Origin of the sequence: Acinetobacter sp. KB005 (genome assembly GCF_049949095.1) — a bacterium.
GTDB lineage: Bacteria > Pseudomonadota > Gammaproteobacteria > Pseudomonadales > Moraxellaceae > Acinetobacter > Acinetobacter calcoaceticus.
Window position 1 is genome coordinate 933,689 of the sequence record NZ_CP188191.1, and the last position, 26,417, is coordinate 960,105.

The following is a 26,417-nucleotide window of genomic DNA, read 5'->3' on the forward strand; positions in this document are numbered from 1 at the left end:
CATTTGTAAAAACTACTGAATATAGTAGCTGAGCAGTATATTCTCTTCCTGTAAAGGGAAGAGAAATCTATAAAATACGAAAAAATCAGGTGTGCAATGAAAATCGCAGTATTTGGAACAACGTTACATGCCGGCGTGATGGCAGCGTTATTAGCTGAATATGGTAATCAAATTTACTGGTGTACAAGTGTCACCTGTGAAGAAAATATTTCTGTACTTTCGTATCAAGATCAAGACGTAAATAATTACTTAAATAAGCAGCGAAAAGCGGGTTTCTTAAAAGAGAGCCCTTTTTCTGAGATTCCTTTAGATATTGAAGTTTATTTATTCTGTTTTAGCCCAACACAAATTGAACTTGGATTAAAAACAGTTGAAAAATTGGGTGAACGACCAATTGTTCACCCACGGTTAATGATTAATGGTTCTACTTTTGGTTTGCACGGTACAGAAAAATTAAAACAGCATTTGCCAAAAGATGAGTGGGTTTACTTCCCTGATGTGATTCAGGAAGGTAATGCCATTAATAGTGTATTGAATGTAAAGCATGTCATTATCGGTGTGGAGTCTAGAGATGGAAGTGAAACTATGCAGGAGTTATTGCGTCCTTTTTTCCAATTTAGTTACCAATATTTATTTATGCCGATTTTAGATGCTGAGTTCACAAAACTTAGTATTTCAGGCATGTTGGCTACCCGCATTAGTTATATGAATGACTTGGCTATGGTTGCTGAAAAGTTAGGCATTGATATTGCGAATGTAAAGCATGGTATAGCTGCTGACACACGTATTGGTGCTGCATATTTATCGCCAGGCGTAGGATTTGGCGGTGAGAATTTTTCGCATGATATTTTAACACTTTCGAGCACTGTGTCTGAAACTGGAACAAAAAGCCGCCTTCTGGAACAAGTTTGGGCTATTAATGAGCAGCAGAAAGAAATTTTATTCCGTAAGTTATGGAATTATTATCACTGTAGTCTAAATGGCAAAACGGTTGCGATTTGGGGTGCATCATTTAAAGAGAACACTTCAAATATACATAATTCACCGATTCATATTTTATTAGCTGCATTATGGGCGCAGGGTGTAGTAGTGCGTCTGCATGACCCTCAAGCTTTAGATGAAATAGCTGCAACTTATGGACCTCGTGATGATTTAATTTTATGTACTAATCAATATGAGACGGTACGAGATGCTCATGCACTATGTCTAGTCACGCCATGGAAGCAATATTGGAGTCCTGACTTTAAACAGCTACAACAGTTAATGAACCATCCTTTAATTTTAGATGGACGTAATATCTATGATCCTGCGTATGTAAAGGCGAAAGGTTTTGCTTATGAAGGAGTAGGTCGCTTATGAGTAAATCAATTGAGCAATTTCCAAAGGAATTAGTCTCGCCTTTAACTCATCTGCAAACTTTAGGTGAAAAAAACTCGAAATTACATATAAAAGAGCTATTTGCTTTAGAGCCAGATCGTTTTCAAAATTATTCTGTAAAATTTGATCAATTATTTTTTGATTATAGTAAGCATCGCTTAACCAAAGATATTTTAGAACAATTAGTAGCTCTTGCGAATACTAAAAACTTAACTGAATGGATTAATCGCCTTTTTTCACAAACTAAAATTAACTGTACTGAGCAACGTGAAGCAATGCACTGGGCATTGCGTTTACCTGCTGACTATTCGAAGTTCCCAGATTTAACAGAACAAGTTCATAACCAGTTACAACGTATGTATGCCTTAGTAGAAAAAATCCATGCTGGACAATATCGTGGTTCAACTGGTGAGGTGATTCAAGATGTTGTTAATATTGGGGTGGGTGGTTCTGATTTAGGACCGCAAATGGTCACTCATGCGTTGTCTGATTTCAAGGTGAAAACGGCTAAGCCTTTAAATGTTCACTTTGTTTCGACTATGGATGGTAGCCAGTTATCAGAATTACTCCATCAACTTCGTCCTGAAACAACATTATTTATTATTTCATCTAAGTCTTTTGGTACGGTTGATACTTTATCAAATGCTCAAACGGTGCGTCAGTGGCTTGAAAAAGCCTTAGGCACACATGCCCGTGTATTAAAAAGTCACTTTATTGGCATATCTACAAAAGCTGACAAAATGTCAGAATGGGGAATCGCGCCTGAAAACCAGTTACTGCTGTGGGGCTGGGTAGGTGGACGTTATTCTCTATGGTCTTGTATAGGTTTACCTATAGCTTTGACGATTGGTGTGGAAGGCTTCCAGCAACTTTTAGCAGGGGCTCATGCAGTCGATGAGCATTTTCAAAATACGAGTTTTGATCAAAATATTCCAGTTTTGATGGCATTGTTAGGAATCTGGAATAATAACTTTTTAAATATTCAGACTCATGCCGTATTACCCTATGATGGACGATTAAAGTATTTTGCAGCCTATTTGCAACAGCTAGAAATGGAATCTAATGGGAAGTCAGTACAGCGCAATGGCCTAAAAGTTGAGCTTGATACTTGTCCTATTATATGGGGTGAGGTTGGACCAAATGCTCAACATGCCTTCTATCAATTGTTACACCAAGGAACGCAAGCTGTAAGTTGTGACTTTATTGCCCCAGTCCAACGTTATAATGCAGATCATTTTACCTATGTGGAAAATGCAGAAGCTCTGGTCGAACAACATCATCTTGCACTTTCAAACTGTTTAGCACAATCAAGATTACTAGCCTTTGGTAATGAAGCTTTAGACTCGACTGAATTAGAGAATTTACCAATTTATAAGCAATATGAAGGTAATCAACCAAGTTCTACATTATTATTGAAAGAATTAAATCCCTATAGTTTAGGAATGTTGATTGCTTTATATGAGCATAAAGTTTTTGTGCAGTCTGTGATCTGGAATATTAATCCATTTGATCAGTGGGGAGTTGAGAAAGGTAAGCAGATTGCTGATCAGCTACTTCCGATTTTAAACGGTGTTCAAAATGACCTTTCAGCACTTGATGCTTCAACGCGTGGATTAATTAAAATATTGTTAGGAAAAGTAGATGGCTAAAATTCTAGTCACTGGTGGTGCAGGTTATATTGGTTCACACACATGTGTTGAGCTTTTGCAGGCTGGTCATGAAGTTATCGTTTTTGATAACCTTTCGAATAGTTCAGAAGAATCTCTAAATAGAGTTCAAGATATCGCTCAAAAAAGTTTAACTTTTGTACAGGGCGATATTCGTAATGCAGATGAGCTTGATCGTGTTTTTCAGAGCCATTCAATTGACGCTGTGATCCACTTCGCGGGTTTAAAAGCCGTAGGTGAAAGCCAAGAAAAACCGCTCATTTATTTTGATAATAATATTGCGGGTAGCATTCAACTGGTTAACTCGATGGAAAAGGCTGGTGTTTATACACTTGTATTTAGCTCCTCTGCAACGGTGTATGACGAAGCCAATATATCGCCATTAAATGAAGACATGCCAACAGGTATGCCAAGTAACAACTATGGTTATACTAAGTTGATTGTTGAACAATTATTGCAAAAGTTGTCAGCGTCTAATCCAGAATGGTCAATCGCATTGCTTCGTTATTTTAATCCAGTAGGTGCACATAAGAGTGGACGTATTGGTGAAGATCCACAAGGTATTCCAAATAATTTAATGCCGTATGTGACTCAAGTTGCTGTGGGCCGTCGTGAAAAATTGTCCATTTATGGCAATGACTATGACACAGTAGATGGCACTGGTGTACGTGATTATATTCATGTGGTTGACTTGGCGAATGCGCATTTGTGTGCTCTAAATAACCGTTTACAGTCGAAGGGTTGCCGAGCATGGAATATCGGCACAGGTAATGGTTCATCTGTTTTGCAAGTTAAAGACACATTTGAACAAGTTAATGGCATACCTGTAGCCTTTGAGTTTGTAGCACGTCGAGCTGGCGATGTTGCAACATCTTTTGCAGACAATAGTCGTGCAGTTGCTGAGTTAGGTTGGCAGCCTCAATATGGCTTAGAGGATATGCTGAAGGATAGTTGGAACTGGCAGAAGCAGAATCCGATAGGTTATAAAAATTAGGTTATATTGCTTAAATAATGATGGTGATAAAGTTTGGACAGTTATAAGAGAGATTTTAATTTAAAACTTTATCACTATTTTTTATTTAGTTTAAAACAAACTCTTGTTTAGAGAAATGTAATTTTAAGTATAAAGGAAAAATCTTAGAAGTTGAAAAATGATAGATTTAGATGGTGTGGCTCTAGATTAAGCAACTTTATTGAGTAAGGTGACTTAATGTTTTCCTTATTTTTTAAATCTATATCTTACAGCTTGTTCTGATCTAAGTAATCTAGAGAGAAAAGAATAGGGTAGTTGATAGAATTTTGAAAATATTTTTTATACATGATATTAATATATGAATAAAAGAGTTGATATACAAATTTTAAGAGCTTGTGCTGTTATTTTTGTCGTACTATTCCATCTCGAAGTTACTGGTATACAAAGTGGTTTCCTTGGTGTTGATGTCTTTTTTGTAGTAAGCGGTTTTTTAATGGCTATTCTCTATAGACCAGGAGAGGCAAAAAAGTTCTTCAAAAGACGAGCTAAGCGTTTACTACCTGCATATTTTGTAACGGTCATTCTTACATTAATTTTTGCCATATTTATTGTTCTTCCATCTGAACAGGAAGCCGTTATAACTCAATCAATATACAGTATATTCTTTGCTAACAACTTTGGTTTCTGGCTACAAAACTCTTATTTTAGTAAATCAGATTTTAAGCCTCTACTTCATCTTTGGTCTCTTGGTGTTGAGATCCAGTTTTATTTAATAGTACCTATTTTAGTTTTTTTCTTTAGAAAGTCTAATTTTCTATTTCTATTCGCACTAATCGGCTCATTTCTAAGCTGTATTTTTATTCTAGGTATTGCTCCTCAAACATCATTTTTTATGATGCCTTTACGTATTTGGGAGTTTTTAATAGGATTTCTGGTGGCTTATTATTTAACAATTAATGGTAATATTAAATTTAATAATTATAGTTTTTTAGGATTCGTTGGTTTAACTATAATTTGTGCTATACCATTTTTTCATATTGATGGGAACTCTGTAAATCGTTTAAATGCACATCCTGGTGTACATGCATTAATCGTTTGTATTGCTACAGCATTAGTTTTAACTTTTGGATTACCTAAATTTTTACAAAATAGTAAATTAGGATTACTTTTTTCAAGAATTGGTGACTATTCTTATTCTATTTATCTTGTACATTTTCCTATAATTGTCCTCTATTTATATAAACCTTTTACTGGAACTAATTTACACCCTGAAAGCTTAGTGGATAAAGTTATTTTATTTTTTATAATTACAGTATCTTCTATACTAATGCATAAGTTGATAGAAACTAGAAACTTTAAAAATATAAAAAAGGAGTATTTAGTTTCTATTATTTCAATAGTTGCGTTAATCAGTATAACTAAATTTATACAAAATTATTTCTACAATTCTCAAGAAAAAAATATTTCTAAAGGTGTGAAGGACCGAGCAACATATCGCTGTGGTAGGCTTAAACGTATTTCTAATCCTAAAGCTTTCACGTGTAAGATTAATACTGAAAATTTTGATAAATCAATTTTGTTAGTAGGAAACAGTCATTCTGATTCAATTAAAATGGCATTTTCTGAAGAGGCTGCTAAGAAAAAATATAATACTTATTTTGTAGTTTCTAATACTCCCTTAATTGAAGGACCTTTTACTCTAGATATTTTGCTTAAAGAATCTAATCGATTGAAAATAGATCGAATTGTAATGCATTATTCATCACCAGCATTAGATGATAAGTTACTTGAAAAAATAGAAATTCTTCTTAAAAAGAAAAATATTCTAATTGATTTTATTATGCCTGTACCTATCTATAAAGAACCAGTACCAAAAATTCTTTATGAGAATAATACTACTGCACAATATGATGTAAAAAAGTATATGAGTGATAATGCTATATTTTTTAATAAACTTGAAACGTTAGAGTCTAAATATAGTAATTTTAAGGTATATCATGTGAAGCAAATACTTTGTAGACCTACTTGTATAATTAGTGATGAAAATAAATATCCATACTATTTTGATAGTAACCATTTGAACCTTACTGGAGCTAAGTTGCTAATACCAGTGTTTCAAAAAATCGTTTCTTATTATCCCATAGAGAAAAATATAAATTAATAATAAATAATTTATGTTTTAAATACTAAAACATCCTGTAGCTATTTAATAGCTATAGCCCTATTTTTTAAACTGAAAATTTCATTTAGATTATTTAGATATAAGATTTTTAATTCATTTATATTAAATTTTGATTAAAATTTAATATTGACTGTTCTATAATTAATATTTATCTGGATTTCGAGACTTCTAAATCAATTAACTCTAATAACTGTGCAACTAGTTTTTATAGTAATATATGCTATTGTATTTTGTCCTTCTGTTAAAGGTTACAACTTTTTGCATCAACAGTTTCTTTTTCTTTCAGTTTATTTGGGATTGTATGTTGAGTGTGGTATGCAGCAAGCTTAAGCAAGTTTTTACATATTTGAATTCGAATGGGGGCTTTGTTTTAAATTTTATTAACAAAAGGAAGCCACAAGATCTATCTGGTAATTCAAGTTGTGAAGACATTTTTTTTGTGTTTTTGATAAGAAAGTATTGTTAAAAGGTTATGAAAATCTAAATAAGGATGTATTAGATGGGCATAATCATACTTATAAGATTATACAGAATAGGCAAAAAGAGATGGAAAAATAATGTTCCATCTCTTTAATACGAATGCTACTAAGACTGAATTAATCTAGTCAACTCATCTACATAATACTGCATAGGGTGGGCTTGACGGTCTGCACGGCTTTCAATGTTTAAACGTAGCAATGGCTCTGTGTTTGATGCACGTACATTAAAACGCCATGTTCCAAAGTCCAGACTTACACCATCGGTACGGTCAATTTGCGGGTTTTGATCAGCATAGAAATCGAAAATCTTTTGAATAGTGGTCTGTGTATCAGCCACTTTAAAGTTGATTTCACCGCTACAAGGAAATTTGGCAATCATATTTTCAACGAGGGTAGAAAGAGATTGTCCAGTTTCCGAGAGTAGAGCAACGGTGAGTAACCACGGTATCATGCCGCTGTCGCAGTAAGCAAAGTCACGGAAGTAGTGATGGGCACTCATTTCGCCGCCGTATACGGCATTATGTTCACGCATGACATCTTTAATGAAGGCATGACCAGATTTTGACTGTACTGCAACACCTTTATATTCATCGACTATATCAAAGGTGTTCCAAACCAAACGTGGGTCATGAACAATTTTTTCGCCAGGTTGCTTAATCAAGAAAGCTTGAGCCAATAGGCCAACAATATAGTAGCCCTCAATGAACTGACCCTTTTCATCAAACAAGAAGCAGCGGTCAAAGTCGCCATCCCAAGCAATACCCATATCTGCTTGATGTTCAAGTACAGCATTACGGGTACTGTCCCGGTTTTCAATTAAAATTGGGTTGGGAATCCCATTTGGGAACGTACCATCTGCTTCATGATGAATTTTAATAAATTCAACAGGTACGTTAAGCGCTTTAAATTTTGCTTCAACGGCATCAATGACGTGGCCAGCCGCACCATTACCCGCGTTTACCACTAACTTTAACGGGCGAATTTTTGCTGGGTCAATATAAGTGACTAAATGTTCGACAAATTCAGGCAAGATGTTATAGCTTTGAGTAGTACCTTTTTGACTAACTTCTTCAAAGGTATTAGTTTCTGCTAAAGCCTGAATTTCTTTTAAACCCGTATCTGCACTAATTGGACGAGCATTTTCTCGTACCAGTTTCATACCGTTATAGTCCATTGGGTTATGACTAGCTGTAACTTCAATACCACCTTGTACATCTAAATGAAAAGCGGCGAAATAGACCTCTTCAGTACCCGTCATGCCTAAGTCAAGCACATTCACACCAGCATCATTTAGGCCGCGAATGGTCGCTTGTTTTAAAGACTCACTGCTTAGACGAATATCACAACCTACAACTACAGTCTTTGGTTTATAGATTTGTCCGTAAGCGCGGCCAATTTTATAGGCGACTTCTTCATTCAATTCGGTGCCGAGTTTACCTCGGATATCATAGGCTTTAAAACACGTTAAAGTAGTCATTATTCAGTTCAATACAAATGATTTGAGTTTTGAGCATTATTATACATTTATCAATTAATGGTTATGTTTATAGTTTTTATATTCAAGTTCTACGCTTCATTTCTGTAGTTTATATTTAAGTTTATAAGAAAGTATTTTTACGACTTTAGTCTAATAAATAAATTTATGAATTAGAAATAGCTTGATTTTACTTGGTACTATTGGTCATACCAATTGTGTTAATTATTTAATGCTTGAACTTGCTAATGCTCGTGTTTATGATGCGATCTGTGGTTTAAGGAATAACATTTGCACGTAAATTTTAATTGGTCATACCAATTGTGTTAAATGTTTAAAATTTTAAGGTACAAAAAATTCGCCCCAGCATTTCAAGGAGATGACAATGCTCAATATGTGGCAACAACTTTATGACCCTTTAAATAATATTTGGCTGTCCAGTGCGGTTGCATTAATCCCGATTATTTTCTTCTTTTTGGCCTTGGCGGTTTTTCGTTTAAAAGGCAGTATTGCGGGTACGGGCACAGTCATTATTGCATTGTTGATCGCTCTCTTTTTCTATCAAATGCCGGGTCAAATGGCCTTTGCATCCATCATTTATGGTTTCTTCTACGGTCTATGGCCAATTTCATGGATTATTATTGGGGCAGTCTTTCTATATAAAATTTCGGTAAAAACAGGCCAGTTTGAGGTGATTCGCTCAAGCATTTTGTCAATTACCGAAGATCAGCGCCTACAAATGCTATTAGTTGGTTTTGCATTTGGTACTTTCCTTGAAGGGGCTGCCGGTTTTGGTGCTCCTGTCGCAATTACCGCTGCACTACTCGTTGGTTTAGGTTTTAAACCACTTTACGCAGCTGGTTTATGTTTGATTGTGAATACTGCGCCAGTTGCATTTGGTGCGATGGGTATTCCAATTATTGTGGCGGGGCAGGTTTCTGGTGTAGATACCATGGAAATTAGCCAGATGGTTGGACGTCAGTTGCCGTTTTTAACGCTGATTGTGCTGTTCTGGATTATGGCGATCATGGATGGCTGGCGTGGTGTTAAGGAAACTTGGCCTGCGGTGTTGGTGGGTGGTGGCGCTTTTGCGATTGCACAATATCTAACATCTAACTTTATTGGTCCTGAATTACCGGATATTACAGCGGCAATTGCTTCATTGGTCAGCCTGACTGTGTTGTTCCGTTTTTGGAAACCAAAACATATTTTCCGTTTTGAACCTGAAGCTGGTCAAACGCTAACTCAGCAACCTACAACGATTCAGCGTTATAGTATTGGGAAAATTGCTAAGGCATGGTCTCCATTTGCCATCTTAACAGTGATGGTAACCATCTGGAGTGTTAAGCCGTTTAAAGCATTATTTGCAAAAGATGGTGCACTGGAACATTTAATTTTTAAAATTGAAGTGCCGTACTTACATAAATTAGTCGAAAAAATGCCGCCGATTGTCTCAGAGATGAAGCCATATGAAGCGATTTATAAGTTTGACTGGTTCTCTGCGACAGGTACTGCAATTTTTATTGCTGCAATCATCACTGCTATTTTCTTGAAAATGAAAGCGAGTGAGGCAGTAACGACCTTTGGTGAAACGCTAAATGAGTTAAAAACACCAATTTATTCAATTGGTATGGTGTTGGCGTTTGCTTTTATTGCGAACTATTCAGGGTTATCTGCAACTTTAGCTTTGGCTCTATCGCATACGGGTCATGCTTTTACTTTCTTCTCACCATTCTTAGGTTGGCTTGGTGTGTTTCTTACGGGTTCAGATACATCTTCAAATGCTTTGTTCTCCGCATTACAAGCGACCACTGCTCAGCAGATTGGTATTCCAGAAGTATTGCTTGTAGCAGCGAATACCAGTGGTGGTGTGACAGGTAAGATGATTTCTCCACAGTCGATTGCAATTGCTTGCGCAGCAGTAGGCTTGGTTGGAAAAGAATCTGACTTGTTCCGTTTCACGGTAAAACATAGCATCATATTCACTGTCTTTGTTGGCATCATTATTACGGTTCAGGCTTATCTGGTTCCGTGGATGATTCCATAACTCGAGTGAAGGAAACGCGATGAGAATCTCCGATCAAGTGGTCATGAAATTGCAGGCATTAATTGAAGAACGTCACATGAGAAAAGGTGACCGTTTGCCTGCCGAGCGCCAGCTTGCAACTAGCTTGGGGGTTTCTCGTCCGTCTTTGCGTGAAGCGATTCAACAGCTCAATAGTCAAGGTGTGCTTATTAGCCGTCGGGGTGATGGGACTTATATTCAGCAGTTACCTGAACAGTGGCCACAGCAACTCATTGTGAACCCGATTAGCAACCTGATTGAAGAAGATCCACTCTATCGTTTTGATGTGCAAGAGGCGCGGTTATTACTTGAGGGCGGTACCGCATGGTATGCCGCATTACGTTCAACGCCTGAAGACCGTGTCAAAATTCATCATTATTTTAATGAAATTAGTCGCCATCAAAATGCGGGTGACTCAGCGCAGGCTGCGGTGGCGGATGCTGAATTCCACTTGGCGATTGCAGAAGCATCGCACAATGTGGTGTTGATTCAAATGATGCGTAGCCTGTTTGATCTACTGCAATACAACGTCTTGTTGGGACGTAAAAAAGTTTATAACGATCCAATAAATAGTGACTTGCTGAGTGAACAGCATTTTCAGGTCATGGATGCGATCGATCGTAAAGATCCCGAGGCCGCACGCCAAGCTGTCTGCGGTCATATTGAATTTGTGATTAATCATGTGCGTTCTCTGGATGAAGACGAAGCTCGCCAGAAACGTGCAAACCGTTTAAATAGAGTTGATTCAAAATGATTATTTCTTCTGGCAATGATTATCGTGCCGCGGCACAGCGTCGCTTACCCCCGTTTTTATTTCATTACATCGATGGTGGAGCGTATTCGGAACATACCTTAAAGCGTAACGTACAAGATTTGTCAGAAATTGCATTGCGTCAACGTGTACTCAATGACATGTCGGCGTTAAGTTTAGAGACAAAACTGTTTAATGAAACATTGTCGATGCCGGTTGCATTGGCTCCTGTTGGTTTAACGGGTATGTACGCACGCCGTGGTGAAGTTCAAGCCGCGATGGCAGCCGATAAAAAGGGTATTCCATTTACGCTTTCAACGGTTTCGGTCTGTCCGATTGAAGAAGTTGCACCTGCAATTAGCCGACCAATGTGGTTCCAGCTTTATGTATTACGTGACCGTGGTTTTATGCGTAATGCTTTGGAACGTGCAAAAGCAGCAGGCTGCTCAACACTGGTGTTTACCGTAGATATGCCTGTGCCAGGTGCACGTTACCGTGATGCACATTCGGGTATGAGTGGGCCAAATGCTGCGATGCGTCGTTATATGCAGTCTATGTTCCATCCACACTGGTCGTGGAATGTCGGCTTAATGGGACGTCCGCACGACTTGGGTAATATCTCTAAATATTTAGGTAAACCGACTGGTCTTGAAGATTATATTGGTTGGTTAGGCTCGAACTTTGACCCATCAATTTCATGGAAAGACCTTGAGTGGATTCGTGAATTTTGGGATGGCCCAATGGTAATTAAAGGCATTTTAGACCCTGAAGATGCCAAAGATGCTGTGCGTTTTGGTGCGGATGGTATTGTGGTGTCGAACCATGGTGGTCGTCAGTTAGATGGCGTGATGTCATCTGCTCGTGCATTGCCTGCAATTGCTGATGCAGTTAAAGGTGATTTGGCTATTTTGGCTGACTCGGGCATTCGTAATGGTTTAGATGTGGTGCGTATGTTGGCACTCGGTGCGGATACAGTGTTACTGGGTCGTGCATTTGTTTATGCCTTGGCAGCAGCAGGTGGGCAAGGGGTATCGAACTTACTTGATTTGATTGATAAGGAAATGCGTGTTGCGATGACGCTCACGGGTGCTAAGTCGATTTCGGATATTAATGCGGATTGTTTAGTACAGGCAATGAAGCAAGGTTTTTAAGAAATAACTTTTTAAGTGAAGCAGTAAGCACAGCCTTAAAATTTGGTGATTTGCTAATGTTTTGCGTATAGGCATTTGTCACTTTTGAAAGGTCAAAAGTAACCAAAAACCTTTTGTTGAGCAAACCGTACTTCCTTGTACAGTTACTCAACAGGCGGCATCCATGCCGCCAACCGAGATAGTAAATATAGGGCTGATTCGAATTAGAGAATGAGCTAATTAAATTATAAATTACAAACGGTAAGACGCCGTCGTGTTGGTCTAATTTGATAAATGGATGACCAGAAGGAAGCCATCATGCAAACATTTTCTCCTCAAGCAATGATTGAACGTTTACAGAATATTGTAGGGCGTTCGCATGTTTTGACCGATGATCAAAGCACACGCCAGTACCGCCAAGGTCGTCGTTTTGGTGAGGGGAAAGTGCTGGCTGTGGTGGTGCCGGGCACATTGCTAGAGCAATGGCAGGTGCTACAAGCTGCAATTGATGCAGATTGTGTGGTGATTATGCAGGCGGCAAATACAGGACTCACTGGTGGTTCAACCCCATATGGTGATGATTATGATCGCCCTGTGTTGGTCATGAGTACGCGCCGTTTAAAGGGCATTCAAGTCATTCATGATGGTAAGCAAGTCATTTGTTTACCGGGTGCGACTTTAGACAATTTGGAGCAAATTTTAAAAGGTTATGACCGTGAACCGCATTCGGTGATTGGTTCATCTTGTATTGGTGCATCGGTACTCGGCGGTGTATGTAATAACTCTGGCGGTGCATTGGTACGCCGTGGTCCTGCGTATACGGAACTGGCACTCTATGCTCAGGTGAATGCTACTGGTCAATTAGAACTGGTGAATCATTTGGGTGTGAATTTAGGCTCGACACCCGAAGAAATTTTGACTCGTTTAGAGAAGCAACAATACCAAGCCTTAGATATTTTAGATGATGGTGAAAAGCAGGCATCAGACCATCGCTATGCACATGATGTGACTCAAGTCGATGAAGATTCACCAGCACGTTTTAATGCTGACCCGTCACGTTTATTTGAAGCATCTGGTTCGGCGGGTAAAGTCTGTGTTTTTGCTGTACGCCTTGATACGTATGAAAAAGTAGAGAGCAATGTCTTTTATATTGGGACTAATGATGCCGATGATTTAACAGCCATTCGTCGTTATTTACTCACCTCTTTGCCAAGCCTACCGATTGCGGGTGAGTATATTCACCGAGATGCTTATCTGATTGGTGAAAAGTATGGAAAAGATACTTTTTTGTTTATTGAAAAGTTCGGTACAGCCAATGTTCCCAAAGCTTTTGCGATGAAAGATAAAGTCGATGGCTTTTTAGAAAGATTTAAAATAAAAGGCTTAACTGATCATATTTTACAGGCTATTACGTTCTTTTTACCAAGCCATTTGCCTAAGCGTATGACCGAATATCGAGATCGTTATGAGCACCATTTAGTGCTACGTGTCGAAAATAATTCAAAAGCTCAAACCGAGCAATTTTTAAAAGAATATTTTGCAGTACATCAGTCAGGTAGCTATTTCGTATGTAGCGAAGAGGAAGGCCGAAAAGCTTTCTTACACCGTTTTGCGATTGCAGGAGCGGCGATTCGTTATCGTGACACGCACCGTAGTGAAGTTGAAGATATTGTGGCGCTTGATATTGCTTTGCGTCGTAATGATCGTGAGTGGGTGGAACAACTACCTGCCGAGATGGAAAAGAATATTATCCATAAACTCTATTACGGACATTTCTTTTGCCATGTTTTCCATCAGGACTATATCCTTAAAAAAGGCAATGATCCATTAGAAATGGAACATCAAATGTGGAAATTGCTGGATGCGCGTCGTGCTGAATATCCGGCAGAGCATAATGTTGGGCATCTTTACATTGCCAAACCTGCCTTAGCGAACTTTTACCAAAAACTCGACCCAACCAATAGCTTTAATGTGGGTATTGGTCATACCTCAAAACTGAAGTATTGGGGCAAAATGAAATCTTAAGTTAGAGATATAAAAAAAGGCGCCGAAGCGCCTTTTCTTTTAAAGCTGTTTTATGCTGCTTCTGTTGATTTAGCAAGCACTTCAGCAACTGCTTTAGCAACAGTGTAAACATTGTTCATGTTTAAACCTGCTACACAAATACGACCACTACGTACTAAGTAGATTGCATATTCTTCACGCAAGATATCAACTTGCTCAGCAGTTAGACCTGTGTAGCTGAACATACCTTTTTGGTTTACAAGGTAGCTAAAGTCACGGTCTGGTAATGCTTTAGTGAGTTCATCTTTTAAGATGCTACGCATTTTAATAATACGCTCACGCATCTCTTTCACTTCACCTTGCCATTGTTGGTTAAGTTCAGCGTCATTTAACACTTCATCAACTAACCATGCACCTGTTGTAGGAGGGCTAGAGTAAATACGGCGTACAGTCGCTTTTAACTGACCGAATGTGCACTGAGCAGCTTCTGCATCGTCACATACGAAAGTTAAGCCGCCAACACGCTCGCCATATAAAGAGAAGATTTTAGAGAACGAGTTGCTCACAATGAAGTTTAGACCCGCTTGGTCTAAAGCACGGATTGCATACGCATCTTCTTCCATACCATCGCCAAAACCTTGGTAAGCGATGTCTAGGAAAGGAATAAGGTTACGATCTTTTAATACCGCAATCACTTGGTCCCATTGCGCTGGGTTTAAGTCAGCGCCTGTTGGGTTATGGCAGCATGGGTGCAATAAAACAATGCTTTGCTCAGGCAAAGTTTTAAGCGTAGACAACATACCGTCAAAATCTACACCACGAGTTTCGTTATCGAAATATGGGTAGAAATGAGTCTTGATGCCAGCGCCATTGAAAATCGCAACGTGGTTATCCCAAGTTGGTTGGCTTACCCAAACGTCTGAATTTGGGAAATAAGTTTTTAAGAAGTCAGCACCAACTTTCAATGCACCTGAACCACCAAGTGTTTGGATGGTTACAGCACGGCCAGCTTTAACTGCTGGGCTGTTTGCACCAAATAAAAGTGCTTGAATTGCTTCACGGTAAGGTTTGAAGCCTTCCATTGGCAAATAAAGTTTGGTTTTACCGTTCTTCGGCTCAATACGCTTTTGCGCCTCAATAATGGTCTCTAACTGAGGAACAATACTGTCTTCGTTATAGTAAAGACCAATACTCAAGTTTACTTTTTCAGAACGAGTATCAGCATTGAACTGTTCCATTAAAGAGAGAATTGGATCGCCTGCGTATGGGGGGATATGTTGAAACATCAAAAAAGTCCTTTCATTCAACAATATGCATAGAGTTAAGTTTTTTCTGTCTCGAAAAATACATTACATCTATGTCGATGCTCAATAATGTACCAATAAAGCTACTGTGAAGCACCAGATAATTTCACTAATATCGATATTTTCCAGAAGAAACGATAAAAAAGATTTAAAAGAAATTACGGTAAATAGATACTAATTTATAACTCATGATTTCATTCCAACAGATTGTCTACAATCTTACTGTCATACACGGGTTGTAGACTAAAGTTTGAAACAAAAGTTTAGCGCCCAAAAAACACTTGAGAAAGAACTATAAAACTATAGATAAATTTATATTAAATCTTTGTTTTATAAATACTAATAGATAGGCGGTGTAATAGTCTAAATATAAGGTGAAATAAGAGGTCAATCTATAAAAATTGACCTGATGCGTTCTCCGAAGTGTCAACAATCACCTTGATTTTTTTCATTCATACCGCTATAAAAGCCATAATTGATTAAAAATTGTCGACAATATGCAAGATTTGACCTTCGCACCAGAGCCTCTACAAAGTCAGGGTAGAACACTGACCGAGAATGTATTTAAACAAATACAGACGGCTATTGTTTTGGGTCAAATTCCGGCAGGTAGCAAAATATCTGAACCTGAACTGGCACGGACTTATGGCATTAGCCGTGGACCTTTGCGTGAAGCGATTCATCGTCTTGAAGGTCAAAAATTAGTTGAGCGCACTGCACATGTGGGCGCGCGTGTGGTTTCGCTCTCGCTGCAACAATTTAAAGAGCTTTACCAGATTCGTGCGTCTTTAGAAGGTTTGGCTTGCAAACTTGCTGCACAGCATATTGATAAAAAGCAAATCTTGGCATTGCGTGATGTATTGCGTATGCATGCTGAAGATGAAAATTTTAAAGCAGGTAAAGGATATTACTTGCAAGAAGGGCAGGACGATTTTCACTACTGCATTATTAAAAGTAGTGGCAATAAAACCCTAGAAAAAATGCTGTGTGATGAGCTTTATCATCTCATCCGCATGTACCGAATTCAGTTTTCAAACACACCTGATCGACCGAGCAAAGCTTGGGACGAACATATCCGTATTTTAGATGCAATTGCAGAAGGCGATGGTGAACTTGCCGAGCTGCTCATGCATCGACATATCAATGCCTCTTACAAAATTATTGAGCAAACACTGCTACAAGCACAAGGAGAACATAACAATGGCTAAACAATCCGCAGGTCAGCTATTTCGCGATGCCGTAGCCCAAGAAAAGCCATTACAAGTGGTTGGAACCATCAACGCCAATCATGCACTTTTGGCAAAACGTGCAGGTTATAAAGCGATTTACTTATCAGGTGGTGGTGTAGCCGCTGGTTCTTTAGGCTTACCTGATTTGGGAATCAGTAACCTTGATGATGTGTTAACCGATGTACGCCGTATTACCGATGTATGTGATCTTCCATTATTGGTCGATGCTGACACAGGTTTTGGTGCTTCTGCATTTAACATTGCGCGTACCACAAAAGCACTCATCAAGTTCGGTGCTGCGGCAATGCACATTGAAGACCAAGTGGGCGCAAAACGTTGTGGTCACCGTCCGAACAAAGCCATTGTGACTCAAGAAGAAATGGTTGACCGTATTAAGGCTGCGGTTGATGCACGTGGTGATGATAGCTTCGTAATTATGGCGCGTACTGATGCCTTGGCTGTAGACGGTTTGCAAGCTGCAATTGACCGTGCAGGTGCCTATATTGAGGCAGGCGCAGACATGTTGTTCCCTGAAGCAATTACTGAGCTTGATATGTACAAGCAATTTGCTCAGACAACTGGCGCACCAATTTTGGCAAACATTACCGAGTTTGGTTCTACACCACTGTTTACTACTGAAGAGTTAGCATCTGCCGATGTAAGCCTTGCGCTTTATCCACTTTCTGCTTTCCGTGCCATGAACAAGGCAGCCGAAACTGTATATGAAACCTTGCGTAAAGAAGGTACTCAAAAGAACGTGGTTGATATTATGCAAACGCGTAAAGAGTTATATGAACGCATTAATTACTATGCGTTTGAAGACTACTTAGACAACGCATTTGCTAAAAAGAAATAAACCAACCTTCTTTTTAAAAGAAGGGGGAAGCGATGGTCTTGGCTATCGTGAGGGCGGCATGGATGCCGCTACGTTGGACTGCGATATAGGGATATATCGTCAGGCCAACAAGGATTTTTGCTTACTTTTCATCCGTGAAAAGTAAGGCGAACGGCAGGTTAATCCCGATATAAGAAGTGAAAATGGTACGACTCCGTCGTGCTTAATAAATAAATTCAGATAGATAGGAAAGGACAATCTTATGAGCTCAAATGAAACAACAACAGGCTTCAAACCAAAAAAATCAGTTGCACTTAGCGGACAAGTTGCAGGCAACACAGCACTTTGTACCGTAGGACGTAGCGGTAACGACTTACACTATCGTGGCTATGACATTCTTGACCTTGCAGCAGGTAGCCAGTTTGAAGAAGTTGCTCACTTGCTCGTACATGGCAAATTACCAAACAAAGCTGAACTCAAAGCGTATAAAGCAAAATTAAAAGCACTTCGTGGCTTACCAGCAGCACTTAAAACTGCACTTGAGCAATTACCACCGTCTGCACACCCAATGGATGTAATGCGTACTGGTGTTTCAGTTTTAGGTTGTTTAACACCAGAACACGAAGACCACAACGAAGCGGGCGCAAAAGACATTGCTGATAAATTAATGGCAAGCCTAGGTTCAATGTTGTTGTATTGGTATCACTTTAGCAACAATGGTCGTCGCATTGAAGTTGAAACTGATGACGACTCAATTGCAGCGCATTTCTTGCATTTACTTCATGGTGAAAAACCATCTGAAGAGTGGATTGAAGCAATGCATACATCACTCATTTTGTATGCTGAGCACGAATTCAACGCATCTACATTTACATCACGTGTGGTTGCAGGTACAGGTTCTGACATGTACTCGGCAATTACAGGCGGTATTGGTGCGCTTCGCGGACCTAAACATGGTGGTGCAAACGAAGTTGCATTTGTCATTCAACAACGTTACGACAACGCAGACGAAGCAGAAGCAGACATCCGTAGCCGTGTTGAGAAGAAAGAAGTTGTGATCGGTTTTGGTCACCCAGTCTATACAATTTCTGATCCACGTAACGAAGTCATCAAAAAAGTGGCACATGACTTGGCACAAGCACAAGAGAACACAAAAATGTACCTCATCGCTGAACGCTTAGAAGCAGTGATGAAAGATGCGAAAAACATGTTCCCGAACCTCGACTGGTTCAGTGCTGTGAGCTATCACTTAATGGGCGTTCCAACTGCAATGTTCACGCCATTATTCGTGATTGCACGTACAGCAGGTTGGTCAGCGCACGTGATTGAACAACGCCAAGACGGCAAGATCATTCGTCCAAGCGCGAACTACACAGGTCCTGAAAACCTCAAATTTAAACCATTGGCGGAGCGTGGTTAATGAACACAAAATACCGTAAACCGCTGGCAGGAACCCAGCTTGAATATTACGACGTGCGTCAAGCCGTTGAAGATATTCAGCCAGGCGCATACGAAAAACTGCCTTACACGTCTAAAGTACTTGCAGAGCAATTGGTACGCCGTGCCGATGCCGAGAATTTAACTGCTTATTTAACGCAGTTAATTGAACGCCGTCAGGATTTGGACTTTCCTTGGTACCCAGCGCGCGTGGTGTGTCACGACATCTTGGGTCAAACTGCTTTGGTTGACCTTGCAGGCTTGCGTGATGCAATTGCCGACAAAGGCGGCGACCCATCTAAAGTCAATCCAGTTGTACCAACACAGCTCATTGTCGACCACTCTTTAGCAGTGGAATTCGGTGGTGCAGACCCAGACGCTTTTGAAAAAAACCGTGCTGTTGAAGACCGTCGTAACGAAGATCGTTTCCACTTTATTGAGTGGACTAAAACAGCATTTAAAAATGTCGATGTGATCCCTGCGGGGAACGGCATCATGCACCAGATTAACCTAGAGAAAATGTCTCCGGTGATTCAGGCGCGTGATGGCGTGGCATATCCAGACACTTGCGTAGGTACAGATTCACACACTCCACATACCGACGCTTTGGGCGTAATTTCTGTAGGCGTTGGTGGTTTAGAAGCTGAAAACGTGATGTTGGGCCGTGCATCTTGGATGCGTCTGCCAGACATTATTGGTGTTGAGTTTGTAGGTCAGCGTCAGGCAGGCATTACTGCAACAGATATCGTACTTGCTTTAACTGAATTCTTGCGTAAAGAACGTGTGGTTGGTGCATACCTTGAGTTCTTTGGTGAAGGCGCTGACAGCATGTCTGTGGGTGACCGTGCAACCATTTCGAACATGACACCAGAATATGGCGCTACGGCTGCAATGTTCTACATCGACCAAAACACAATCGACTACTTACGCTTAACAGGCCGTGAAGATGCACAAGTGGCATTGGTTGAGCAGTACGCAAAAGAAATCGGCCTTTGGGCATCTGATATGACCAAAGCAGAGTACCCACGTGTACTTCGTTTTGACCTATCAAAAGTAACACGTAACATTGCTGGGCCATCAAACCCACATGCACGTGTTTCAACTGCCGACCTAAAAGAAAAAGGCATTGCAGGTGTTGTTGAAAACCGTTCTGACGGCTTAATGCCAGATGGTGCAATCATTATTGCCGCAATTACTTCATGTACCAACACTTCTAACCCACGTAATACCGTGGCAGCAGGTTTGTTGGCACGTAAGGCAAATGAGCTAGGTTTAGTTCGTAAACCTTGGGTGAAATCATCATTTGCACCGGGTTCAAAAGCGGCTGCACTTTACCTTGAAGAAGCGGGTGTTTTAAAAGACTTAGAGCAACTTGGTTTTGGTATTGTGGCTTACGCTTGTACGACTTGTAATGGTATGTCTGGTGCGTTAGATCCAGTCATTCAGCAAGAAATTATTGACCGCGACTTGTACGCAACAGCAGTACTGTCTGGTAACCGTAACTTCGATGGTCGTATCCATCCATATGCAAAACAGGCGTTCTTGGCATCTCCACCGCTAGTTGTGGCTTATGCAATTGCAGGTACGATTCGTTTTGACATCGAAAAAGATGCTTTGGGTCACGATAAAGACGGTAACCCGATTTACCTGAAAGATATCTGGCCATCTGACGCTGAAATTGATGCGTTAGTTAAAGAAGCTGTGAAGCCTGAACAGTTCCGTAAAGTCTACATTCCAATGTTTGATTTAGGCGTAACCGTAGAGGCCGAAAGTCCGCTTTATGACTGGCGTCCACAAAGTACTTACATCCGCCGTCCACCATATTGGGAAGGGGCGTTGGCTGCACCACGTACTTTAGCGAACATGCGTCCGCTTGCCATTTTGGGTGACAACATCACCACTGACCACTTGTCGCCTTCAAACGCGATTTTGATGGATTCGGCTGCGGGTGAATATCTTCACAAAATGGGTCTACCAGAAGAAGACTTCAACTCATATGCAACGCACCGTGGTGACCATTTGACTGCACAACGTGCAACATTTGCTAACCCGAAACTCTATAACGAAATGGTGGTTCGTTCAGACGGTACCATTAAGCAAGGTTCAAAAGCGCGTGTAGAGCCAGAAGGCGAAGTAATGCGTATGTGGGAAGCAATTGAAACCTACATGAACCGTAAACAGCCATTAATTATTGTTGCGGGTGCTGACTACGGTCAGGGTTCAAGCCGTGACTGGGCTGCGAAAGGTGTGCGCCTTGCGGGTGTTGAAGCGATTGTGGCAGAAGGTTTTGAGCGTATTCACCGTACGAACTTGGTGGGTATGGGCGTGTTACCGCTTGAGTTTAAAGCAGGTGTAAACCGCAAGACTTTAAAACTAGATGGTACTGAGCTTTATAGCGTAATTGGTAATATCGCGCCACGTTCTGATTTAACGTTGGTGATTGAGCGCTCAACTGCCGATGGTAAAAATGAAATTGTGGAAGTGCCTGTGACTTGCCGTTTAGATACAGAAGAAGAAGTTTCTGTATATGAAGCGGGTGGTGTATTACAACGTTTTGCACAAGACTTTTTAGAAGGCCAAGTGGCTTGATACTTTAGTTAAAAATAATTGATATAGTTTTAAAAGCCCCACTTTTGAGTGGGGTTTTTATTTATTTACACGTAGCTCATTAATTATAAAAAATGACTGCATATATTATATTTTTTAAAATTATTTTATTTTTGTCATCAAATTCTCTTTAACTTACATTAAGATACGCGGCGCTTACACTTAAATATAAATCACAATAGATTTCTTGGAAAATATCAATGCGTAACTTATTCATTATTTCAATTTGCTCTCTTATATTAACTGCTTGTGGGACGATGCCTTATGTAAGTACAGAGTACCCTCTGCGTGCAGGTTTAATTCAACCTGTGAAAGTGGTTGGCAAGGCAGATGTGACCAATGCTCAAACTTCAGATGACCGAGTGATTGTATATTCTTATATGGGCACAAAACTGGACTCTAGCATTAAGTCTATTACAGAAACGATGGTACAACAGACTCAAAAGGAACTATTGAAAAATGGTCAAGCTATTGATGGTAATGGCTCGAAATCGATGGCGATTAAAGTAAATTCATTACGTAGTACCTACACCAATCTGCTTTTCTGGCGCAGTAAAATTAAATTCGAAGTGACTTTAGGAAATGGGCAAACTATTCCATTTACCGTTCCTCATACGAGTGGTGTGTTAGTACAAGATTTAAATGGATGTATTGCAGAAGGGGTAATGACTTTACTCAATGATGCACGTGTAAGAAGCTATTTAGCAGAAAAATAAGAATATAAAAAAAGCCCGACATCCTGTCGGGCTTTTTCGTATTTGGTTGCTAGATATGACTCCTGTCGTATCTCACGCTCCTAGTGCATGAACCTATTATTGTAGTTTTGTGTTCCGGAACATCCTGTTCCTGTATGAACTCATCATAGGAAAAAAGTGGTAATTCGCCAATCCGCAAAATCCCTAAAAGTTTGTAGGTTAAAGCGTACAAAATGAAATTGCGCAAGACTTTTTAGAAGTCCAAATGGCTTGATATTTAGTCTATAACTGATTGAAATTTATTCAAAATAGCCCTACATTTATGTGCGCCTTTGTTAATTGGGAAAGTAATGCAGGAAATTTTTGAATTTATAATGAAAAAAGAGACTTCAAATAAATATCAGTTTTTTGGTAAATTTCAACAAATAGTAATATCTGATTTTGAGTATTTTTATGATATAGCAATTCCTCAATATAAAAATTATTTATTAGAAGTTGAAAAAATAAATATTATAGAATTATTTAAGAATAATATAAAAAAAGTTGTTTCATCTTTTAATAAAGAGTTGAATAGTAGTGATTTAGAAGATAGTAAGGTCTTTTTTATTCAATCAAAAATAAAGTCAAATATGACCTTATTAGAATATGAAAGTGAAGAAGAAGTTTTTGAATATTATAAAAAAGAATTAAGTTGTTTTTTAGATATTTTTCTAACTGAAAATGCTGAGTTGGAGGAGAAAATTTTATCTAATCTTATATACCTGTGCTTAATGGAAAGTGACTTTGAGGATTATGTGGGAAAAATTAATAGAGAAAATATTATAAAAAACCATTTATATGATGAGATAATTTTAAAATATAAGGAGGTCGAAGTTGATATCTTGGCAGAAGATCATGAATTTCATAAAAATAAATTAAATTCTGTTAATGAGCATACTAATATTATATGTAATCAGGCTAATAGATATTTAGTAGATAAAAGGTTGGGTATATATTTTTGTTTGCCTATTCCTAGGTTTTTATTGGAGGCATTATCAAATTATTATGATTCTGGGCTAATCAAAAAATTAGCTTTTAGAGTAGATAGAATGACAGATAAATTTTACGTTTTTGACTCATTCGATCATGGTGCTAAATTAAGAAATAATATTTCAAGTCTTCCAGATTTATCTAAGTTATTTGATTTGGATAATTATCAAAATGCTTTATTGATAAAGCATAATAGGATTAAAAAGCATTTAACATTTGAAGAAACGTGTGATGATTTTGAATTATTTGGTGATAATATAGTAACACAATTGGTGCACTTAGAATATTCAATTGAAAATGAAGAATATTTTATTGTGCATCTTGATCATGAGCATATTGTTTACTCTTTAGATGAGTATTGTGAACGTTTAACAAATCCTGAAATTAAAGGCCATAAAAAGGTCAAAACATTTAAAATAGATGATTCTCGTATACCTTTTTTTAGTAAATACAAAAATGAGTACTTTTTATTTATTGTGCTCAATAGTTTTTTCGAAAATAAGGATTTATTAAAAGAGTATTTTGAAGATATCACTTAATGATTTTAAATTTTGATGAAAAATGGAGTGGGTGCGAGATTGCTTAAATTTTTTAAGCTATTTGATTTTGGTAGTACTGAATATAAGCACATAAAAAAAGCCCGACATCCTGTCGGGCTTTTTCGTATTTGGTTGCTAGATATGACTCCTGTCGTATCTCACGCTCCTAGTGCATGAACCTATTATTGTTGTTTTGTGTTCCGGAACATCCTGTTCCTGTATGAACTCATCATAGGAAAAAAGCAGGAAGTCGCCAATCCGCAAAATCCCTAAAAGCTTGTAAGATAAATCGTACAAATAACATTTTTTGCATTTATGCCATCATCATCGGGCGAAATGGACAATTGACAATCACTCTAACTGGGTTATATTCCTGTTTAATATCTATACGATTATAGGAACGCAATCATGGTAACAGCTGGCGAAAAACCCGGAACAGGCTTCTATTTCTGCGCTCAATGTGGCCAGAGAGTGTTTTTAGAAATTAATACAGATCGTTTGCCGCCGTGCACTAAATGCTATTGCACTGAGTTTAAACGTTAAAAATAAAATAATATTTGCGTTCGCATTTAACAAAAAGCCCTGTCACCCGATGGGGCTTTTTGTTAGTTTAAAATAAGACTTACATAACAAGACCCGCGATGGGCATGAAAAAGGAAACCTTTATGGAAACAATATTGGGTTTATGTATTGGCGTAGGTTTGAGCGCTGCCTGCGGTTTTCGCGTGTTTGTGCCGCTATTGGTCATGAGCATTGCAACCATGATGGGATGGTTTGAGCCATCAAAAGGTTTTGAGTGGTTGGCTATGCCGTCGGTTTGCTTGGCTTTAGGTGTGGCAACGATGTGCGAAGTTGCGGCCTATTATATTCCATGGGTCGATAATGCCTTAGACACGGTCGCAACCCCTGCGGCTATGATTGCCGGTACGTTAGCGACGATGGCTGTGAGTAGTGGTGAAATGTCACAATTCGCAGGTTGGGCGGCAGCCATTATTGTGGGCGGTGGCACGGCTGGTGTGGTGCAAATGAGTACAGTCGCTGCACGCGGTGTTTCAACTGCAACTACGGGTGGCTTAGGGAATTTTGTAGTTGCGACAGGTGAGTGGATTGGAGCCATCTTACTTTCGGTTTCAGCTTTGCTAGTTCCCGGGCTTGTTGCGATTGTGGTGGTTATTGCTGTTATTTTGGCAATACGTTGGATACGCCATAAAAAGCAAGAAAATATCACTCATTCAACATCGTGAGTTTTTAAATTTAGTTGAATAAGAAAACTTAGACGTAATTTTATAATCTAAGTTTTCCATGTATATCACCACTTCACACGTTTTAATAAAATATCTTTATACATAGTAAAATCGCAGGCGAGGCCAAAGAACAGCTGTTTAAAGGTCGCAGGTTTATTATGCTTATAAAAGATCGGCTTTTCAGTTCAAGTCCATTTCACCCGAACTTTACGCGGTATGGTGGATTTTGCGCCGTCGATGTTTAGAGCTAATACTAGTTTTATCAGCGGTCGCTCTACAGAAAAATAAACCAAGCATTGAGGCAGTAGGGTCAAAGTATTTCTAAGATTCGATGCTAAGCTTTTTATGAGTACTCAAAAGAATTACATATATGAAAATCGTTGCCATTCAGCCTGCATTACAGTTAGGAAAGGTTGAAGCAAATTTAAAAAAACTTGAACAATTGATTTTAGCTGCACATCAAGAGCATACGCCTGATGTGATCGTACTTCCTGAGTCGATGACTTCTCCAAACGTCTATTCACCACAGGCGTTGCTTACACCACAACCTTTGGAGGGCAGGCCCTTACAGCTTTTAATCCGCTTAGCTAAGCAATTAAATGTGGTGATCACAGGTGGATTTGTAGCGATACGTGATGGGCATACTTATGGCAGTTATGTCATGGTGGAGCGTAATGGTGATTATCATCTGCATGACAAAGATATTCCAACTGCATGGGAGCAAAACTTTTATCGTGGTGGTTCGGACGATGGGCAGGTGGATTCGACAAGCTTAAACTGTAAAGTTGCTTTGCTGTCGGGCTGGGAGTGGGCAAGATTTCGCACAGCCAAACGTGTGCGAGAACAGCAAGCACAGTTGATTTTAGGCGGAATGTGTTGGTACTCCATGCCGATCAATTGGTATGGGTTTTTGGGTACATGGATGCGTCGTGAACATGAAATATATAAACATCAAAGTGAAGCACTGCCTGCACAAATGGCACGTTTAACAGGTATTCCAGTGGTACATGCTGCTCATGTCGGAGAAATCCTGAGTGATATGCCGATGTTACCTTACGTCAAATGGTTAACGGAAATGGTGGGTGAAACACAAATCTGTGATGCTACTGGAAATGTGTTGGCACGTATGAGTTTAGCGGATGGTGAAGGCTATATCGCCGCAGAGATTGAATTGGCTGAACCTAAACCTGTCTTACCCTTACAATCACGTTATTGGATTCCTGATATGACCCTGACTTCAAAATTAGCATGGCATGTCGGCAACCTGCATGGCGGATTGATGTATCGCGTGAGACATCGACTGAAAAAGTTTCCTTGGCAAAATGAGTTGAAGTAAAAATAGATTCCAATTAAACAAATAGCGATTAACAGGTCGTGAAGATGCTCACGTGGTATT

General features: G+C 39.2%; 19 protein-coding genes and 3 pseudogenes. 19 read left to right on the top strand and 3 right to left on the bottom strand.

The annotated features are described in order from the left end of the window. Positions 1–96: 96 nt before the first annotated feature. The 5 genes and pseudogenes from ACPF64_RS04595 to ACPF64_RS04615 form a co-directional block, all read left to right on the top strand. Entirely contained in the window at positions 97–1,359 is a 1,263-nt protein-coding gene (locus ACPF64_RS04595) for a nucleotide sugar dehydrogenase (protein WP_426455688.1), read from the top strand. Further along, positions 1,356–3,026, top strand: a complete 1,671-nt coding sequence (pgi, locus tag ACPF64_RS04600; RefSeq protein ID WP_426455689.1) for a glucose-6-phosphate isomerase — start codon at positions 1,356–1,358, stop codon at positions 3,024–3,026. The genes ACPF64_RS04595 and pgi overlap by 4 nt, the downstream gene beginning before the upstream one ends. After that, the gene (gene galE / locus ACPF64_RS04605) at positions 3,019–4,038 is read left to right on the top strand and encodes a UDP-glucose 4-epimerase GalE (RefSeq protein WP_426455690.1); all 1,020 of its coding nucleotides are present in this window, start codon (positions 3,019–3,021) and stop codon (positions 4,036–4,038) included. The genes pgi and galE overlap by 8 nt, the downstream gene beginning before the upstream one ends. Positions 4,039–4,375: 337 nt before the next feature. Beyond that, on the top strand, positions 4,376–6,178 hold the full coding sequence (locus tag ACPF64_RS04610) for an acyltransferase family protein (RefSeq protein WP_426455691.1): 1,803 nt from the start codon (positions 4,376–4,378) through the stop codon (positions 6,176–6,178). A 459-nt stretch (positions 6,179–6,637) separates the two neighbouring features. Next, a pseudogene (locus ACPF64_RS04615) lies at positions 6,638–6,757 on the top strand (hypothetical protein); the annotation flags it as partial. A 27-nt stretch (positions 6,758–6,784) separates the two neighbouring features. Here ACPF64_RS04615 and ACPF64_RS04620 read toward each other — a convergent pair. Further along, a complete protein-coding gene (locus ACPF64_RS04620; protein WP_426455692.1) occupies positions 6,785–8,155 on the bottom strand; it encodes a phosphomannomutase CpsG in 1,371 nt (456 codons plus the stop codon). A 376-nt stretch (positions 8,156–8,531) separates the two neighbouring features. Between ACPF64_RS04620 and lldP the strand changes: the two genes are divergently transcribed. From lldP to dld, 4 genes are all read left to right on the top strand, one after another. Continuing rightward, positions 8,532–10,199 (top strand): L-lactate permease, encoded by a 1,668-nt coding sequence (lldP, locus tag ACPF64_RS04625; protein WP_426455693.1) that lies wholly within the window; start codon positions 8,532–8,534, stop codon positions 10,197–10,199. A 37-nt stretch (positions 10,200–10,236) separates the two neighbouring features. Further along, positions 10,237–10,971 carry a transcriptional regulator LldR gene (gene lldR / locus ACPF64_RS04630; RefSeq protein WP_426456103.1) on the top strand — a complete coding sequence of 245 codons (735 nt, stop codon included), beginning with the start codon at positions 10,237–10,239 and terminating at the stop codon, positions 10,969–10,971. Beyond that, positions 10,968–12,119 (top strand): FMN-dependent L-lactate dehydrogenase LldD, encoded by a 1,152-nt coding sequence (gene lldD, locus ACPF64_RS04635; protein WP_004640408.1) that lies wholly within the window; start codon positions 10,968–10,970, stop codon positions 12,117–12,119. Before lldR ends, lldD begins: the two co-directional genes overlap by 4 nt. Positions 12,120–12,416: 297 nt before the next feature. Continuing rightward, the gene (dld, locus tag ACPF64_RS04640) at positions 12,417–14,123 is read left to right on the top strand and encodes a D-lactate dehydrogenase (RefSeq protein ID WP_426455694.1); all 1,707 of its coding nucleotides are present in this window, start codon (positions 12,417–12,419) and stop codon (positions 14,121–14,123) included. Between the two features lie 50 nt (positions 14,124–14,173). Here dld and ACPF64_RS04645 read toward each other — a convergent pair whose 3' ends face one another. Next, the gene (locus ACPF64_RS04645) at positions 14,174–15,388 is read right to left on the bottom strand and encodes an aromatic amino acid transaminase (protein WP_003655711.1); all 1,215 of its coding nucleotides are present in this window, start codon (positions 15,386–15,388) and stop codon (positions 14,174–14,176) included. Between the two features lie 515 nt (positions 15,389–15,903). On the opposite strand from ACPF64_RS04645, the gene ACPF64_RS04650 reads away from it, so the two are divergent. The 8 genes from ACPF64_RS04650 (at position 15,904) to ACPF64_RS04685 (ending at position 25,021) form a co-directional block, all read left to right on the top strand. Next, the gene (locus ACPF64_RS04650; protein WP_003655709.1) at positions 15,904–16,614 is read left to right on the top strand and encodes a GntR family transcriptional regulator; all 711 of its coding nucleotides are present in this window, start codon (positions 15,904–15,906) and stop codon (positions 16,612–16,614) included. After that, positions 16,607–17,491, top strand: a complete 885-nt coding sequence (gene prpB / locus ACPF64_RS04655; protein ID WP_003655707.1) for a methylisocitrate lyase — start codon at positions 16,607–16,609, stop codon at positions 17,489–17,491. Before ACPF64_RS04650 ends, prpB begins: the two co-directional genes overlap by 8 nt. Before the next feature lie 241 nt (positions 17,492–17,732). Then, positions 17,733–18,890 carry a bifunctional 2-methylcitrate synthase/citrate synthase gene (gene prpC / locus ACPF64_RS04660; RefSeq protein ID WP_426455695.1) on the top strand — a complete coding sequence of 386 codons (1,158 nt, stop codon included), beginning with the start codon at positions 17,733–17,735 and terminating at the stop codon, positions 18,888–18,890. Further along, on the top strand, positions 18,890–21,496 hold the full coding sequence (acnD, locus tag ACPF64_RS04665; protein WP_426455696.1) for a Fe/S-dependent 2-methylisocitrate dehydratase AcnD: 2,607 nt from the start codon (positions 18,890–18,892) through the stop codon (positions 21,494–21,496). Before prpC ends, acnD begins: the two co-directional genes overlap by 1 nt. Positions 21,497–21,714: 218 nt before the next feature. Next, complete coding sequence (locus ACPF64_RS04670; protein WP_426455697.1) at positions 21,715–22,230, top strand: hypothetical protein; 516 nt, start codon at positions 21,715–21,717, stop codon at positions 22,228–22,230. Between the two features lie 329 nt (positions 22,231–22,559). Next, the gene (locus ACPF64_RS04675) at positions 22,560–23,777 is read left to right on the top strand and encodes a hypothetical protein (protein WP_426455698.1); all 1,218 of its coding nucleotides are present in this window, start codon (positions 22,560–22,562) and stop codon (positions 23,775–23,777) included. Between the two features lie 408 nt (positions 23,778–24,185). Then, positions 24,186–24,320, top strand: coding sequence for a zinc ribbon-containing protein (locus ACPF64_RS04680; RefSeq protein WP_004640417.1), 135 nt, complete (start codon positions 24,186–24,188; stop codon positions 24,318–24,320). Between the two features lie 122 nt (positions 24,321–24,442). Then, complete coding sequence (locus ACPF64_RS04685) at positions 24,443–25,021, top strand: DUF4126 domain-containing protein (RefSeq protein WP_426455699.1); 579 nt, start codon at positions 24,443–24,445, stop codon at positions 25,019–25,021. Positions 25,022–25,086: 65 nt separating this feature from the next. Here ACPF64_RS04685 and ACPF64_RS04690 read toward each other — a convergent pair. Then, a pseudogene (locus ACPF64_RS04690) lies at positions 25,087–25,191 on the bottom strand (Mpo1-like protein); the annotation flags it as partial. 4 nt (positions 25,192–25,195) lie between these two features. Between ACPF64_RS04690 and ACPF64_RS04695 the strand changes: the two are divergent. Together ACPF64_RS04695 and ACPF64_RS04700 are read left to right on the top strand one after the other, a co-directional pair. Next, positions 25,196–25,309: pseudogene (locus ACPF64_RS04695) on the top strand (AraC family transcriptional regulator); the annotation flags it as partial. An 82-nt stretch (positions 25,310–25,391) separates the two neighbouring features. Continuing rightward, positions 25,392–26,357: a carbon-nitrogen hydrolase family protein gene (locus ACPF64_RS04700; RefSeq protein WP_426455700.1), complete on the top strand. Its 966-nt coding sequence runs from the start codon at positions 25,392–25,394 to the stop codon at positions 26,355–26,357. The last annotated feature ends 60 nt before the right edge of the window (positions 26,358–26,417 follow it).